The organism is Deinococcus metalli (assembly GCF_014201805.1).
In the GTDB taxonomy this organism is placed as follows: domain Bacteria; phylum Deinococcota; class Deinococci; order Deinococcales; family Deinococcaceae; genus Deinococcus; species Deinococcus metalli.
The window spans coordinates 154,050-169,030 of record NZ_JACHFK010000010.1; the positions used below are offsets into that span (position 1 = coordinate 154,050).

Below are 14,981 nucleotides of genomic sequence, written 5' to 3' on the forward strand. Positions count from 1 at the left end.
TCGATCGGCTGTGTGCAGGCTCAGTGCAGGCGCGTGACCTTCACGCAGCGCCGTCCCTGATCGTCAAAGTACGTCTTGCCGAGCCGGTAGGTGCCGGGATATCCGATGATCTCGGTCACGCTGTGTTCAGCCGGCTTCTGATCACCTTTCCGGATGTGGACGGCGGAGATGGTGGCATCGACCAGGGTGATGCCGATCTGATCCAGCTTGCGGGGGTGGGTCATCCCTCAAGCGTACCGCGCCCTCGAAACCACCACCGGCTGTTCCTCGACACTTGGCCGCTCCGGTGCAGCGCGGGGGGGCCGGAGGTCCCAGCAGACGTCCGACAGGAGATGCACACCCAGGCCACATCAGGCGGGAGTACGCTGAGCAGACTCACTACAACGGATGTGGTGCCCTGTTTTTTCCCTCTGGAGGGTGTATGCCCAGTCCCACGCGTCGTCCGGTTTCGGTCACCTTACGTTGGGTGCCCGGCACCATGCACACGGTTCAGTTCACCCTGTGGGGTCGGACATTCGTCGTGTCCCTGGCGAAGATCAGCTTCCTCAAACCCCACTCGCCCGCCGCGCTCTACCTCAAGGGCTCCGTTGTGGTCAGCATGAACGACGTCACGCTGTCGGTGGCTGAGCGGGTCATCTTCGATGATCTCGAGCGGACGGTCGGGCGAGACAATGTCGAGCCGGCCCCTGTCACAGGCACCGCCCCCCACACCGCTCTGGCTTGAATTGAGGGCGCTCCGTCCTTTCCGTCAATCCACCACCGCCCGCTCGTTCTCGCCGCCCAGGCGGTTATGTACGGCATCTGAAGGCTAGTTGGGCGGAGGCGGGCGCAGGTGACGTTCCGGCGGTTCAACCGCACGCTGTCCAGGCCGGTCCGCTCCACCTGAGCGTACGAAGCCGACGAACCACCGCCCCGCCCGGGCGCGGCCACGCAACCGACGGTCGCCCAGCAGCCGGACATTTCCTATCCCACCCTCCCGGTGGTGGGGCACGCTGGTTGCCCTCCTGCTGGGCGCGCCCTGCGTGGACCTGCCGCCCGAGCTGTATCTGGCCCCGGTGCTGCTGGACGCCGCCACTTCTCGCCACGCGACCCGCACGCCAACGCGGCGGCTGTGGGGTCGCTCGTCAGGGTTGCAACTGTAGCCGTGATCGCCCGTCCGCCCAGGTTCCCGTGAGCGGCGCTGCGGCAGGTCAACCCGCCTGTCCGGCCCCGCCAGGTGCTGACAGGGAAGGACGTGCAGGTGGAGTCCGGAGAAGGCCTGGGCCAGTTCCGCAGGGGCGCGGACCCGCACCACTGACCTGACACCGTGCGGCGCCAGGGGGTCGTGCCAGCCGCCGCGCCCCACTGACCTCGGTGTACGGTGGATGGGTGTGGTGGGTCAGCTGATCTACCCGTCAACAGGAGAAGAGGCGTTGGATGACCTTGAAATTGCCCTCAGCGGTGGTTCTCACTCGAAGGTTGTGCGGATAGGCCAGACCGTCCGGCGCCTGAGCCGGGACCGGGCTATCTCCGTGTCCGTGTTCGATCTGCTGACGCATATAGGGCAGGCCGGGTTCAGCGGCGCTCCTCGTGCCCTGGGATTTGACGATCAGGGGCGGGAGATCCTGTCGTTTGTCGAGGGTGAGGTCGCCGCACCGCTCCGGCCCGGTCAGCTCGGAGGGGGTGACCTCCCACACCATGTCTGGCACGACGACGTGCTCGTCCACCTCGGCAAGCTCATCCGGTCATACCACGATGCCGCAGCGAACTTCCCGTGGGAGGGAAGGACATGGTTGCTTGAGACCCGCCAGCCAGTCGAGACGATCTGCCACAACGAGGTGTTCCCGTGGAACACGGTCTTTCGGGACGGCGTCCCAGTCGCGTTCATCGACTGGGATACGGCCGCACCGGGTCCGCGTGCATGCGACCTTGGGCTCATTGCCTGCGTGTGGGTGCCGTTCTGGCCGGATGCGGTGTGTCAGCTTGCCGGGCTGCCGACCGGCGTGGCCGAGAAGGCCCGTCGGTTCCGGTTGCTGCTCGATGCGTATGGGCTCGAGTCGGGCGTGGATGTGATTCAGGCGGGCATCGAGCGAATGCAGGGCTTGTTGGATCACGTCCGCCGACTCGTCACTGAGGGCTCCGAGTGGGAAGTGGAGATGGACCGGCGAGGGGCGGTGGACGAACTGGCTGGAAACATCAGATGGACTGAAGAACACGCGGCCGCACTTGCCGGTGGGTGAGCTGGTCAGTCAGCGAGCGCGCCGCGCACCTCATTGCGTACATGTTCGGCTGGCTTAGCACAGTGACGTCGCATGTCGTGGGACGCTGGACCGGTTGCACCCGAACTCCATCACAGCGTAGTGGGGTCCCTGACCACCGGCCGACTGGCTCAGCCCTCCGAGCGGTACGCTGACCGTGTGATCCCGCTGCCGAGCGATGTCGACTTCGCGAGCGCCGTCACCGTCATCCGCGCGGCGCTCCCCCAGTTCGGCCACCTTGACATCACCCTTCTGGGTGAAGGCAGCGACCACCTTGCCCTGGACGTGGGCGGCCAGTACGTCGTCCGCGTGGCACGGCGGGGTGAGGCGGCTGCCGCCGTCCACACGGAAGCCAGACTGCTGGCGTGGCTCGCGCCGCAGCTCTCCCTCGCTGTTCCCGCTTCCACCGTGCTCGGTGACGCGCGACTGAACGCCCGTGTGACGGTTGCCGGGTACCCGCTGCTTCCCGGCGTTCCGGCACTGCTCGCTCCACTCCAGAACGACCAGGTCCTCGCAGGAGCGTCCACACTGGGGACGTTCCTGAAGCAGGTGCACGGCGCGGGGGTCGACGATGCCCGCGCGCTGGGGCTTCCGGACGACGACGACCCTCTGCTGGAGGAGTGGGCCCGGTCAGCGGTCGATGACCTGTCCGTGTCCATCACCGGCGGCGGACTTGCTGAAGCGGCCAGGAGCCACTGGGAACACTACCTGCGCACTCCCCCTGCTCCTGCGCACGGCGTTCGCTGCGTCATCCACGGTGACTTTGCCGCTGAGCATGTCCTGACCGACGATCGGGGTCGACCGACGGGGGTGATCGACTGGAGTGACGCCGCGGTGGGGGACCCAGCCCGTGACCTGGCTGGCCTGCTGCACTGGGGTGGGGAGGCCCTGCTGCAGGCTGCCCTCCCCAGGTACGGACCCGTGGATGACGCGTGCCTTCGGCGGGCGCACTGGTTCGCGGCGTGCCGGGCGGTGGGTGACGTTGCTTACGGCCTCGCACACGAGCGCCGCGAGTACGTTCAGGCGGGCCAGCAGGCGTTGACCTGGGTGTCCCGGACGTGAGCCGGCTTCGGAGCGCCGTCCCGACGCTTGATACCGTCCCTGACCCTGAGTATTGGGAGCGTATCCGCTGAGGAGGCCAGTCCAGCGAACCCGGGAGAAGCCTCCAGGACACGGGGACCACAGCGGCGTCTCTGGGTTCAAGCCGCCCACCGGGGCGCGGGGTGCGACCTCCCAGTCGGACTGAGCCCGGTCCAGGTGGGACGGTCGGGTCGTCGGCTGGTCTCCTCAGCGCGGCGTGCGTATGGAACGGCGAGCCAGGGGGCAATGGTCATCGCTGCTGAATGCCTGGCCTGTTGAAACTACACAGTCTCATATGAGACAATATTGTCTCAGGAGAGACTATGGCGACCCCCGACCTGCTGAACGATGCCACCCAGGCCCTCAACCACGACCGTACCCTCACCCAAGCTGGCCTCGCCAGCACTCTCGGTATTGGCCGGGCCACCCTCCACCGCCACTACCCCACCCGCGACGCCCTGATCCACGCCATTGCCGAGGAGGCCCTCACGCTCACCGAACGAGCCCTCCACGCCGCCCAGCCCGACGAGGGCCCGGCGCTCGAGGCCCTGGACCGGGTGACCCTTGCACTCCTTCCCCTCGGCCACCGCTACCACTTTCTCCTCACCGAACCCACCCTCGACCGGGACCCCGACCTCCAGCCCCGCGGCGCCGCACTGGAAGCCTCCCTCCACGCCCTCCTGACCCGTGCGCGGGATGACGGCACGTTGCGCGCCGACGTGCCCGCCGCGTGGTACCTCGAAACCTACGGCATGCTCCTCTGGGCCACGTGGAACGCCGTCCACGCCGGCCACCTGGCCCGGCTGGACGCCCCGCGCGTCCTGCGCTTGACCTTTATCGAGGGGCTGGGGAGCCGGCCATGACCCCTGCTGAGGCCGGACACCCTGGCCGCTGGTGGGCGCTCGCGGTTGCCTGCCTCGCCCTGTTCGTCGTGACGCTGGACAACCTCATTCTCAATGTGGCGCTGCCCACCCTGGCCCGCGTGTTTGGCACCAGCGCCAGCACCACCCTGTGGATGGTCGAAGCGTACTCCCTGATGTTTGCCGCCCTGCTGCTCACCGGCGGCGCCCTGACGGACCGGCTCGGCATCCGCGCCGCCCTGCTGTGGGGCCTGGGCCTCTTCGGGCTCGCGTCACTGGCCGGCGCATTCGCGCCGAATGCCGCGCTCCTGATCGCGGCGCGCGCCGCGATGGGGGTGGGTGGAGCGCTGATCATGCCCGGCACCCTGGGCCTCATCAAGCACCTCTTCGACGACCGTGAGCGCCCCCTCGCCATTGGCCTCTGGGGCGCCACCAGCAGCGTGGGGGTCGCCGCCGGCCCCCTCCTGGGCGGTTACCTCCTGGAACACGCGTCCTGGGGGGCAATTTTTCTCGTCAACGTGCCGATCGTTGTTCTTGGCCTCCTGGCGGCCCCCGTCCTGATCCCGGTCACCCAGGCCCGCCGACGCACGCCCGTTGACGTGGTGGGCACCCTGCTGTCTCTTTGCGGCATCGGTGGGGTCGTGTTGGGCATCATCGAAGGACCCAAGTGGGGCTGGACCAGCCCTGCCACCCTCGCCGTCGTGCTCGGCGGCCTCGCGCTCCTGCTGGCGTTCGTGGGCTGGGAACGCCGGACCCCGCACCCGATGCTGGACCTTCGGCTCTTCACCCGGCCCGCCTTCCGGGGCGGCAGCGTGGCTGTGGCGGTCGCGTTCATCGCCATGGCCGGCTTCGCGCTGATCCTCACGCAGTACTTCCAGTACGTGCTGAACTACACGCCCTTCCAGGCGGGCGCGGCGACCCTGCCGCTGGCGGTGACGGTACTGATCGCCAGCGTCCTGGCTGGGCCACTGACGACGCGCTTGGGGACACGGGCTGTGGTCACCGGCGGGCTGGGGCTCACCGCCCTGGGGCTCGTTCTGTTCACCATGCTGACGCCAGCCGTGGGCTACCTGCCCGTGGCGCTCGTGGTGAGCCTCGTGGCGGCCGGGATTGGCCTGGCTTACACCGCCGCAACGGCGGCGGTGCTGTCTGCGGCCCCGGCCGAGCACGCGGGGAGTGCGTCCAGCGTGAACGAGACGGCCGTCGAACTGGGGAACGTCCTCGGTGTTGCGGTGCTGGGCAGTGCCCTGGGTGCCGGATACACCAGCGCCCTCCGGGATCTGCCGGCAGCGTGGCGGGCCGCGCGGGAAAGTTTTGCCCAGGCGCAATCCGTGGCCGCGACGGCCGGAGCGGATGGCGGCGCTCTCCTGGAGCGGGCGCGAAGTGCCTTCCTCACGGGCGTGGACGTCACGCTGGGGATCGGAGCGGTCCTGGCGCTTCTCGGCGCGGTGCTGGCCTTCACCCAGTTGAATCGGACGGCGAGATGAGCACATACCCGGGCGTGGAACTTTGAGCATCGTCATCGTTGAACGGATCGCGTCCGAGGGCGACCTTGATGTCTTGAAGCGTCCCGAGCACGTTGGCGTCTACGGCTGACGAGGCCGTTCGAGCTGCCGGATCTGGTGCCGGCCTGCCGTTTGGCCTCGCCCTGAAGCCGCCAACGCATACCTGCGCCGCGAGCAGCCGCAGTCCTGGGAAGACGACGCGCGCTGCTCGCGGATGTGGGCTCGCGCTGAAGGGTGCGTCACCCCACTCGACCCACTGACCGCTGAGAGCGTGCAGGCTGGGGTCCCCGTGGCGGAGGTCCACTTGGTCGACACGGGAGTCCAGCATGAAGCCCAGGCAAACCGACAGGGTCTGCGGGCGCAGCAAGAACTGACGCGCGGCGACGACGTCAGCGCTGTCTTGAGTCTTAGGATCGGGCCACAGCTGGTTAAACCGCCAAACCTGGACGCCCAGGTTGGGCTGACACCATGTGAGGTGCCCACCTTATATATAGGTGTGGTCGCGGTGCGTGCGCCCGGCCGGTGTGAGGAGATCGGGTGGCATCTGCTGGACACCGTGATTGCCCCGGTTGCAGCCACGGCGCCGCATCTCGGCGACCGCTGTCATTGAACTCGCCCGTGGTCAGTGACCAGTTCTTCAGCGTCGCAGGGTTCGGCGTGAATAGGAGAGAGTGTCAGGACCAGTTGGTCCGTGAACCGGCCTCACGTTGGCGACTCCTTCCGAAACTATCCATAACTGGAATTGTGTATAGTTTCTTGGACAGTACCGGAGGAGCGAGATTCGGCCGAGTCGGGCTCTCATCACCCTTGCCCGAAGACTGGATCAGGCCAAGTCCTGCTCCGTGTAGTGCGTCAGCGCTCAGCAGCGCTGCACGTTCTGTCTGGGCCCCGAAGGCATCAGTCCACTCCGGACCGAATCCACGCGTTCCATTGGACTGCCCTCACGCACCCGGGTCGCATCACGAATGAATGCCGCCCTTGAACTGGTGGGACGCCAGCCGATAGGCCGTGCCGCTGAATCTGACCTGATATCACCTGTGGCCTTGTCTTGATCGCCATGACGGGTAATGCTGGTGGCGGCGGCCCACCAGCTGTGGCCAGTGACCATCTCGTCGTCACGTACATCAGGGGGAGTGATCTGCGGTGAAGAACCTGCTTACCGGTGCGTTGCTGCTGGGCCTGACTGCCTGTGGAAGTTCGTCTCCCACGCCGACACCGACGCCCACGAAGACGGTGAACGACATCGTGCTCACCCCGACCCAGCTGAGTCTGCCCTTGACCACGTTCGATGCCGGCACCTACCCCTTGATGTCCGTGCTGGTCGGGGCCAGCATTTACTTCGGGAACGGATCGAACTCGGGAACGACTCAGTTCCTCACCCGGTACGACCTGTCCTCCAATACGTTCTCGTCGCCCCTGGCCGTTTCGACCAACGTCTGCTTCTGCGGCTACAGCAGCAAACTCGTCAGCGACGGCGTCAACATCTTCTACATCGCCAACGACGCCACCAAGTACACGGCGTCATCAAACACCTGGACGACCATCAATTACCCGACGACCGCCAGGGACAATGCGGGCGAAGCGGGCGTGACGTACTACAACGGCAACATCTACTATCTCGGTGGGCGGACCCCGAGCAACCTGTTCAAGTACTACAGCATCGCTCAGAACTCGTGGTTCACCGCCCCCAATTACCTCTACGCCACGAACAGAAGTCAGATGGCCGTGTACAAGGACCGAATCTACGTCCTCGGCGGCACGAATGCCGCCAAGAAAATGGCCTCCTTCTCGACCAGCACCAACACCTGGACGCCACTGGCAGATACGCCGTTCACGGTCAACGCGTCGTACGACAGCATTTACACCGCGGTTCTCGGCGACGACCTGTACATCCTGCAGGGTGAGACCGTGTACATCTACGACCTGGTGAAGGACGTGTGGGCCACCGCGCCGGCCAAGCTGAGCAACCTGCCGAGCGCAGCGAACCTGTTCTCGGATGGACAGAACCTGTACATCGCTGGCCAGAACGCCTCGCGCATCCCGGCGGTCGTCAAGGTGGTCGTCTCGGTGAAGTGAGGCAAGACTCCCGGAGTAGCGCCCATCCCGCTTCACGGCGTGGTGTGGGGGGATGGACGCTGGAGGTGGCAGGTGTGATATGCGCTGATGCAGGTCTTCCTGCACCGTTTCCCGATGGCGTGGTTGGGGCTGCTGGAGCACGGTGGGCGTGGAGGACGACGGACAGTTCGGGTCGTGGGCGGCGATGCCGCTTTCGGTGATCACTGGGTTCACCTATAGGCCCGGGTTCCTGTACGACCCCGACGTTCACACGAGCTGCTCGCGCGTCGGGCCCGGGGAGTTTTTCCCACGGCTCCGGTCGCTCAAGCAGGTCAACAGCGAGGTGGCGAGCCGTGACGTGATCACTCCGGTGGGGACGATCGTGGACCCGTACTGCTGAGCCTCGCTGACGGTCAATCATAGGGCGGCGCCGGGCTCCAGGGGTCTGCGGACTCGATCACGTTGCCGTGGTCATCCGTGGACAGCAGGCCCTTGCTCAGGTCCAGGATGACCAGCCGGTTCCCCCAGGGGTCCTGCACGACGGCGCCGCGGCCCACCTGAAGATCGAAGGGCGGCTCAGCGACGCTCCCGCCCGCCTGCACGATGGTTGCAATGGCGCTGTCCACCGATGACACCAGAAGGTTCACCTCCAGTTCCGGCCGCTGGGTCTGGAGCACCAGCTCGGTGTCTGTCTCGGGCAGTCGTAAGCCTGCGGCGCTCGCCGTTCGCCAGATCAGGTCATGCCCCAACTGGTCGCGGTAGAAGCGCAGACCCGCGTCCAGATCCGGAACAGGAATCTGGAGGCAGTCCACCTTGAGCAGGGCCATTGCGCGCGAGGAGGGCATGGGGCATTGTCACATGGCGCCGCACTGGTCCAGAGTGGCGAGCTCGCGGCACAGGAATACGGCGGCTCTGATGCCGGGACTGCTCCGTTCCGTGAACCACCGGGAGGTTCGCTGGTCACTGCGCGCTGCCGGTTCACTCCATGCTCTGAGGTGACGACAGCAGCGGTGGCCGTGGAGAACGCGCACTCGCTATGGTACGGACATGACCTTTCGCTGGGGCATTCTTGGCGCGGCCCGCATCGCCCGGGCCTTCATTCCAGCCATCCGCGCCGCTGGAGGTGAGGTCACGATGCTCGGCGCCCGGGAGCCGCAGTCGGCCCGCGTGCACACCTTCGCCAGTGACTGGCGGGTCCCCGCCACCGGCAGTTACCAGGACGTCATCGATGCCGACCTGGACGCGGTGTACATCGCGCTTCCCAACGCCCTGCACCTTCCCTGGAGTGCCGCCGGCCTTCGGGCCGGCAAACATGTGCTGACCGAGAAACCGCTGACCCTGACGGCCCAGGAGGCGCGCGAGTTGGCCGGGGTCGCCGAGGCCAGCGGGCGGACCCTGCTCGAAGGCTTCGCCTACCGCTTCACGCCGCAGCACCGCGCCCTGCTGGACGCGGTCCGTGGCGGTGACCTCGGTGAGGTCCGGGCCTACCGGGGGGCCTTCGGCTTCACCGTGCGCAATGCCGGAGATATTCGCCTGCATCCCGCGCTGGGGGGCGGTGCGCTCTACGACATCGGCTGTTATCCAGTCAACGAGGCCCGGATGCTGCTGGGTGAACCCCTGGCCGTCACCGCCCAGGCGCGCTGGACGCCCGACGGCGTGGACGTTTCCATGTCCGCTGTCCTGGATTACAGCCATGTCGGCCGTGGGGCGCTGGCCACGATCGATTGCGGCTTTGACTGGCTGTCCGGAGGCCGGATCGGCCGCTCGCAGGTGCTGGGGACGGGCGGGGTGATGGAACTGGATCGGGCGTTTTTCAGCGATGAGCCTGAGTTCATCCTGACCCGCGACGGTCAGCGGGAGGCCATCGACCCCGGCAACGGCTACGCGCTGATGGCCGCCCATTTTCAGCGGGTGGCGCGGGGGGAGGAAGCGGCGCTGTATCCACCGGAAGACGCGGTGCAGCAGGCCAGGGTGCTGGACGCGCTGCTGCATTCCGCGCGGGAAGGCAGACGGGTAGAACTGTAAGGAAGCAGGAGGCGTGGCCGCATGGGGAGTGCTGGGCCGAGGGAGTGCCGGCAACCCCTCAGCGCAACGCACTCACAACAGCGCTCCTGACCATCACTCTGCAGCGGCACGTCCGCTTCACAAACCGGGTGGCGATTCTCCGAGAGCGCTTCAGGCGACCTGCCACCCATTCAATGACGTTCAGACGTCAGAACAGGTCCCCGAACATCGCGCCCATCGAGCTGGTGACCACGTCAAAGCTGGCTCCGTATGTCAGCGCCACTTCAGATCAATGACCTGGACGCGCCCACGCATCAGCCGTGTGAGGCCGCGCTTGCCAGTTTGCGGCCCGTCAGCCTGCGGGTCTCCCCAACCTGACTGGTTTGCATCGACATCAGCACTCCGTTCTGGAGACCACGACGCCAGAGGGATCAGCGGACGCTGGGCAGCGTGAACCCGAATGTTGCCCCCTGATCCAGGGCTCCGTTTGCCGAGACCTGCCCGCCATGCCGGGTGATGATCCGGCGGACGTTCGCGAGGCCCACTCCGGTGCCCTCGAATTCCTCGGCGCGGTGCAGCCGCTGGAAGATGCTGAACAGCTTGTCCTGATACCGGGGATCAAAGCCCACGCCGTTGTCCCGCACGAACACCGCCCACCCGTCCGGGCGCCCTTCTGCCCACACCTCGATCACCGCCTCCTCCCGACCACGCGTGTACTTCAGCGCGTTGGAGAGCAGGTTCACCATCACCTGGCGCAGCAGGGCGTGATCGCCCATGACCAGCGGCAACGGCTGCACGTGCCAGGTGACGCGCCGGTCCAGAACGTCCATCTCCACCTCGCCACGCACAGACGCCACCAGCGCCCCGAGATCGACCACCCCCACGCGTAAGGGATGGCGGGACGTGCGCGACAGGTCGAGCATCGCGTCGATCAGGGTGTTCATCCGCGCCGCCGCGTCACCGATCACCTCGAGGTGGCGGGTCGCCTTGGGGTCCAGGCCGGCGCCGAAGGATTTGCGCAGCAGGTCGGTGAACCCCTGGATGTGGCGTACCGGGGTGCGCAGGTCGTGCGAGACGCTGTACGCGAACGCCTCGAGTTCCTCGTTGGCGCTCGCGAGCGCCGCGGTCTGACCGGCGAGCCGTTCGCGTTCCAGCGCCAGATCCGCCACCTGCTCCGCCCGGTCAAGCGCCAGGCTCAGGCTGCGCCCCACGGTCTCGATGACAGCTCGGTCCACGGCCGACCAGCCGACGCGACCGAAGGCCGCCAACCCAAAGATGCCCCGCACCCCCCGGGTGGTCCGCAGCGGGACCATGGCCGTGGCGGTCACGTGCGTCATGTAGGGCGCCATGTGGTCGGTGGTCTCGTCGTACACGTCCTGGTAGTAGGGTTCACCTGTCTCTAACGGCGTGCGCAGATTTCCAGTGCTGGCGTGCGGCAGGCCCTCCTCGTGCGCGCGCTGGAGCTCTGCATCGCCGTACTCGCCCCGCATCCGCTTCACGAACCAGCGCTCGCCCTCCAATTCGTAGTACACGGCGGCGTCCAGCGGAATCAGGCTCCCGATCCGCGCCTGCGCCCGCCCGATCAGGTCGTCGGGGTTCAGGTCGATGGTGAGGTCGCGCGTCCACTCCTCGAAGGCCTCCAGGGCCCGGCTGCGCGCGTCGAGCTCGGCATGCTGGCGCTGCACGTCCGCCGCGAGCCGGGCCGTGTGCAGGGCCGACGTGAGCTGCCCGCAGCACAGGTGCAGAAAGTCCCGGTACGCGTCGTCGAGATGCTTGCGCGGATTGAGGCCGACCGCGAGCACCCCCAGCGGCCGGGCCTCTCCTGACAGGGTGAGCGGCAGGACCGCCAGCTGCGTGACAGGTTGTGGCCACGGCCCGGCGGCCAGGGGCGGCACCGGAATGATGCGCTCCTCACGCGCGTCCGGCCACGGGTGGGGCGTGTGACGCCAGAACGCCAGCTGCTCGTCGCTCAGCCCGGCCACGCCGCCGAGGTGCAGGTCTCCCCCGGCGGTGGGCACATACAGCAGCAGACACGGCAGGTCGTGGGGGTTGTGCTCGGCGACACGCTGGGCTGCCTGAACGACCTGCCGAGGGTCGTTGACGCCGAGCAGGTCGGCGGTGAGGGCCGCGAGGGTGCGGGTGCGGCGCGCGGAGAGCACCCGCTCGGTGGTCTCGGTCACGGAGGAGAACACGCCTTCAACGTGCTGATCCACGTACACCGGGGTGTAACTGACGTCGAAGTAGCACTCCTCCAGGTAGCCGTGGCGCACCAGGGGGACCAGCAGGTTCTCGAACGCGGCGCTCTCCCCGCGCAGCGCGGCGTCGAACACCGCCTTGAGGCCGGGGTAGCCGTCGTGGCCGAAGATGTCGGCCGTGCGGGCACCCAGGGCGGCCGGGTGCTTGTCGGCACCCAGGATGGGGCGGTAGGCGTCGTTGTACAGCGCGATCAGGTCGGACGTCCACGCGAGGTACATGGGCTGTTTGGACGCGAGCATGAGCCGCACCGAGGTGCGCAGCGCCTCCGGCCAGGTGTGGGATGGCCCGAGGGCGGTGGCGGCCCAGTCATGCTCACGCATGAGGGCGCCCACTTCACCGCCCTCACGGAACAGCGGGTCGAACGGGGAGCGGGTTTCGGAAGTCATGTGGATGCCACCAGGGTACCGTCTCGGGCACCCAGTCGCCGCCTTCAGAGCGGCCCCGGACGGCGGAACCAGCGCAGCGGTTCGTGATCGCCCACACCGGGTTGGCCGAGGCAGGCGACACCTGCCCGAGAAAGACCGGTCCAGACGGCCATCTCCCAGCTGCTGACCGATACAACAGACGCCCTCGCGGCCGGCACTGGCCGGGGGCTGGGGTGCTCTGGCGTCGGTCACGACTGGCTTAGGGTTCAACCGTGTAGTCGGCGGCTCCCCCAGTGATGGCGTAGGCGTCGCCCCGGCTCCCCACCACCTGTCCCTGCTCCCGGAGCACGTTCCACCCGGCTCTGAGCTCGACGTTGACCTCCAGCGTCTGGTTCGAGGGGTCCTGGTAGGTGCACACCATCTTGCCGGTGAGCGTGACGTCCTGATCGACATACACCAGACGCCCGGTGAGCAGGTAGCCCGAGGCGCTGCTGCCGATCGTCGCCGGGAAGGCCCGCGTGTACGGGGAGCCTGGGCTCATCTGCGCCCTGAGCTGCCCGGTGTACGACGCCGACGCGGTGGAAAAGCTCGGCACGGCGTAGGTGGCGTCCACGCTGGCGGTAATGGTGTTCAGTGAGCAGAAGTCCGAAATAAAGATCGGCAGGACGTTCGGGATCAGCGTCCGCACCGGCCCGGTGGTCCAGTTTGGCGGCGGGGTGGCCGGCAAGGTGACCCGGGCGCGCCGGCCCGCGAGCATCTCGCCGTAGGGCGCGTGGCCCGGGTTCTTGTCGTCGTAGATGGGCGCGCCCACCTTGCCGAATTCCGTCGCCGGACCCGTGATGGTCACCGCGGAGCCCAGGAAGGCCGGATGCGGGCCATAGTCGAGGGTGGCCGGGGGGTCCGGGTAGTCGTAGGTCGGCAGCCTGGGGCACGCCGTCAGGAGCAGCGGAACGAGCAGGAGCGAGAGACGGCGCATGCCTGGACTGTACTGTGGGGTCGCCGGCGATCCTGCCGCACGTGACGTCCTCGGCCCTGCCAGAGCGTCGTTGCTCATCGTGGGTGCTCCGGGCCCCGGCCAACGCTGGTGTGACCACACTGACCCCAACGACGAACCGCCCCGCTCCCGGCATCAGCCAGGGCGGGGCGGTTGGACGCCGACGCTACGGCACCACGTTCCAGGTCAGATCGACCGTAATGGTGCCGTAATACGGCGTGCGGTACCCCAGGAAATCACCACCATTTACGCCATACGAGGCCGTACGGGTGTATGGCTGACCAAGGTACTTGGGATCTAACGTGATGTCGTAGTCCTGCTTCATCGTGCCGCCATCGCCATACACCGGGCCGACCGGCACCGCCTTGAATTGCTCATCCGTTCCTTGTGTTGTCGCAAATAATCCGATCGGAATCGGCTGAGCGAGGGGTGGAGACACCGTGAGGCTCAGGGTTACCCGCCGCGTCTCCCCGAAGCGTCCCGACACGGTCGACGGCGTGAAGGCCGGAACGACCCTCAGTAGCAATTCCGTCACAGTGAGCGGCGCACTGGTTGTCTCCTGCCCGTTCTGGCTCGCCACCAGCCGGTAGTTCGCGGTGAGCAGAGACGTGTCATACCCCGAGTCCGGCAGTCCGGGCGCGTCAATCACCACGTCGCGCGTCACCGTCCCCGTGCCACTCGCGGGCAGCGAGACCTGCGTCGTCTTCAGCACCAACTTCGAGCCTGTCGCCGGGCTGACCAGCGGCAGGCTGAGGTTCACTGGGCCGTTGAACGTCCCGCTGAACGTGGCCTTCACCGTCGCCGTGTGCTTGTGGTAGATCGACACCGTACTGGGGTCCACCGTCATTGTCAGGGGTTGGTTCTGCGTGGCCTGGCAGTACACCTGCGGGTTTGCCCAGTCCGCGTGGTCGTAATTGATGCCGTCCCCGCCATCGGTCACCACCAGCCGCAGTTCCTGTTTTCCAGTGATGTTCAGGTCAACGCGCCTGGCCGGGTCACTGCCCGTCTGGGGGCCGCTGTCGTACGCTTTGACGCCGTCGAGGTACACCTGGAAGACCACTCTGCCCAGCGAGCCCACCTCGTCGTCCACCCCAGCATCCACCGTGAAGCGGGTGCAGGTGGCGTTTGTGCCCTTGAGGCTGAAGCGCATCTCGCTGTTGGCGTGGACACCATAGCCTTTGGCGTAGGGAGCGCCGCCGATGGTGAGGGTGCGGCCGTCCCCGGCGCCCTGCTCGCCGTTGGAGCGGTTGATCTCGATGGGTCCCCAGGCGTTGGTGGCGGCCAGGATGGGCTCGTAGTACAGCGTGTTGACGCCGGCGGTCAGGGATTGGCCGGTGAGTTGATCGTCGGGCCGGGTGTACGACCAGGGGTAACTGGCCCCACCCGCGTACGGGTCGCTTTCCGCCGGTGACGGCTGCTGACTGCAGGCGAAGAGGAGGAAGGGGGCGGCGAGGAGGGCCAGCGGACGGTGTGGTGCATTCATCTCGGCTCCTTGGCACAACGCGTTGGTCTGTGCCCTGAGCATGACCCTCAGGCGTCAGCCCAGATGCCTAAAGTGAGCCTGCAGTGTTGGCCGAACGGTCACCGTTTTGCCATGTTCCTGACGAATCTGACGGGCGATCGAG

Annotated in this window: 13 protein-coding genes; 8 read left to right on the forward strand and 5 right to left on the reverse strand. The window is 67.1% G+C overall.

The features are described 5' to 3' along the window. Positions 1 to 20: 20 nt before the first annotated feature. Positions 21 to 224, reverse strand: a complete 204-nt coding sequence (locus tag HNQ07_RS17745; protein WP_184114224.1) for a hypothetical protein — start codon at positions 222 to 224, stop codon at positions 21 to 23. Between the two features lie 197 nt (positions 225 to 421). On the opposite strand from HNQ07_RS17745, the gene HNQ07_RS17750 reads away from it, so the two are divergent. From HNQ07_RS17750 to HNQ07_RS17780, 7 genes are all read left to right on the forward strand, one after another. After that, on the forward strand, positions 422 to 724 hold the full coding sequence (locus HNQ07_RS17750) for a hypothetical protein (RefSeq protein ID WP_184114226.1): 303 nt from the start codon (positions 422 to 424) through the stop codon (positions 722 to 724). A gap of 649 nt (positions 725 to 1,373) precedes the next feature. After that, entirely contained in the window at positions 1,374 to 2,219 is an 846-nt protein-coding gene (locus tag HNQ07_RS17755) for a phosphotransferase (protein WP_221275182.1), read from the forward strand. A gap of 177 nt (positions 2,220 to 2,396) precedes the next feature. Beyond that, positions 2,397 to 3,299 (forward strand): phosphotransferase, encoded by a 903-nt coding sequence (locus HNQ07_RS17760; protein WP_184114228.1) that lies wholly within the window; start codon positions 2,397 to 2,399, stop codon positions 3,297 to 3,299. 341 nt (positions 3,300 to 3,640) lie between these two features. Beyond that, positions 3,641 to 4,180, forward strand: a complete 540-nt coding sequence (locus HNQ07_RS17765; protein ID WP_184114230.1) for a TetR/AcrR family transcriptional regulator — start codon at positions 3,641 to 3,643, stop codon at positions 4,178 to 4,180. Further along, positions 4,177 to 5,664 carry a DHA2 family efflux MFS transporter permease subunit gene (locus tag HNQ07_RS17770; protein WP_184114233.1) on the forward strand — a complete coding sequence of 496 codons (1,488 nt, stop codon included), beginning with the start codon at positions 4,177 to 4,179 and terminating at the stop codon, positions 5,662 to 5,664. Before HNQ07_RS17765 ends, HNQ07_RS17770 begins: the two co-directional genes overlap by 4 nt. Positions 5,665 to 6,825: 1,161 nt before the next feature. After that, complete coding sequence (locus tag HNQ07_RS17775) at positions 6,826 to 7,758, forward strand: Kelch repeat-containing protein (RefSeq protein ID WP_184114235.1); 933 nt, start codon at positions 6,826 to 6,828, stop codon at positions 7,756 to 7,758. A 142-nt stretch (positions 7,759 to 7,900) separates the two neighbouring features. Continuing rightward, complete coding sequence (locus HNQ07_RS17780; protein ID WP_184114237.1) at positions 7,901 to 8,137, forward strand: hypothetical protein; 237 nt, start codon at positions 7,901 to 7,903, stop codon at positions 8,135 to 8,137. A gap of 13 nt (positions 8,138 to 8,150) precedes the next feature. On the opposite strand, the gene HNQ07_RS17785 is transcribed toward HNQ07_RS17780, so the two are convergent. Further along, positions 8,151 to 8,582, reverse strand: a complete 432-nt coding sequence (locus HNQ07_RS17785; RefSeq protein ID WP_184114239.1) for a VOC family protein — start codon at positions 8,580 to 8,582, stop codon at positions 8,151 to 8,153. Between the two features lie 202 nt (positions 8,583 to 8,784). On the opposite strand from HNQ07_RS17785, the gene HNQ07_RS17790 reads away from it, so the two are divergent. After that, the gene (locus HNQ07_RS17790; RefSeq protein WP_184114241.1) at positions 8,785 to 9,762 is read left to right on the forward strand and encodes a Gfo/Idh/MocA family protein; all 978 of its coding nucleotides are present in this window, start codon (positions 8,785 to 8,787) and stop codon (positions 9,760 to 9,762) included. A gap of 410 nt (positions 9,763 to 10,172) precedes the next feature. On the opposite strand, the gene HNQ07_RS17795 is transcribed toward HNQ07_RS17790, so the two are convergent. The 3 genes from HNQ07_RS17795 to HNQ07_RS17805 form a co-directional block, all read right to left on the reverse strand. Next, positions 10,173 to 12,383, reverse strand: a complete 2,211-nt coding sequence (locus HNQ07_RS17795; RefSeq protein WP_184114243.1) for a sensor histidine kinase — start codon at positions 12,381 to 12,383, stop codon at positions 10,173 to 10,175. A 238-nt stretch (positions 12,384 to 12,621) separates the two neighbouring features. Next, the gene (locus HNQ07_RS17800; RefSeq protein ID WP_184114245.1) at positions 12,622 to 13,338 is read right to left on the reverse strand and encodes a hypothetical protein; all 717 of its coding nucleotides are present in this window, start codon (positions 13,336 to 13,338) and stop codon (positions 12,622 to 12,624) included. Positions 13,339 to 13,522: 184 nt separating this feature from the next. Then, positions 13,523 to 14,839: an NPCBM/NEW2 domain-containing protein gene (locus HNQ07_RS17805; protein ID WP_184114247.1), complete on the reverse strand. Its 1,317-nt coding sequence runs from the start codon at positions 14,837 to 14,839 to the stop codon at positions 13,523 to 13,525. Positions 14,840 to 14,981 lie beyond the last annotated feature (142 nt).

Bases quoted from the DNA above. Each gene is read 5' to 3' on its own strand.
- HNQ07_RS17750 (WP_184114226.1), top strand. From the start codon at position 422: ATGCCCAGTCCCACGCGTCGTCCGGTTTCGGTCACCTTACGTTGGGTG.
- HNQ07_RS17795 (WP_184114243.1), bottom strand. From the start codon at position 12,383: ATGACTTCCGAAACCCGCTCCCCGTTCGACCCGCTGTTCCGTGAGGGC.
- HNQ07_RS17785 (WP_184114239.1), bottom strand. From the start codon at position 8,582: ATGCCCTCCTCGCGCGCAATGGCCCTGCTCAAGGTGGACTGCCTCCAG.
- HNQ07_RS17790 (WP_184114241.1), top strand. From the start codon at position 8,785: ATGACCTTTCGCTGGGGCATTCTTGGCGCGGCCCGCATCGCCCGGGCC.
- HNQ07_RS17805 (WP_184114247.1), bottom strand. From the start codon at position 14,839: ATGAATGCACCACACCGTCCGCTGGCCCTCCTCGCCGCCCCCTTCCTC.
- HNQ07_RS17770 (WP_184114233.1), top strand. From the start codon at position 4,177: ATGACCCCTGCTGAGGCCGGACACCCTGGCCGCTGGTGGGCGCTCGCG.
- HNQ07_RS17765 (WP_184114230.1), top strand. From the start codon at position 3,641: ATGGCGACCCCCGACCTGCTGAACGATGCCACCCAGGCCCTCAACCAC.
- HNQ07_RS17800 (WP_184114245.1), bottom strand. From the start codon at position 13,338: ATGCGCCGTCTCTCGCTCCTGCTCGTTCCGCTGCTCCTGACGGCGTGC.
- HNQ07_RS17745 (WP_184114224.1), bottom strand. From the start codon at position 224: ATGACCCACCCCCGCAAGCTGGATCAGATCGGCATCACCCTGGTCGAT.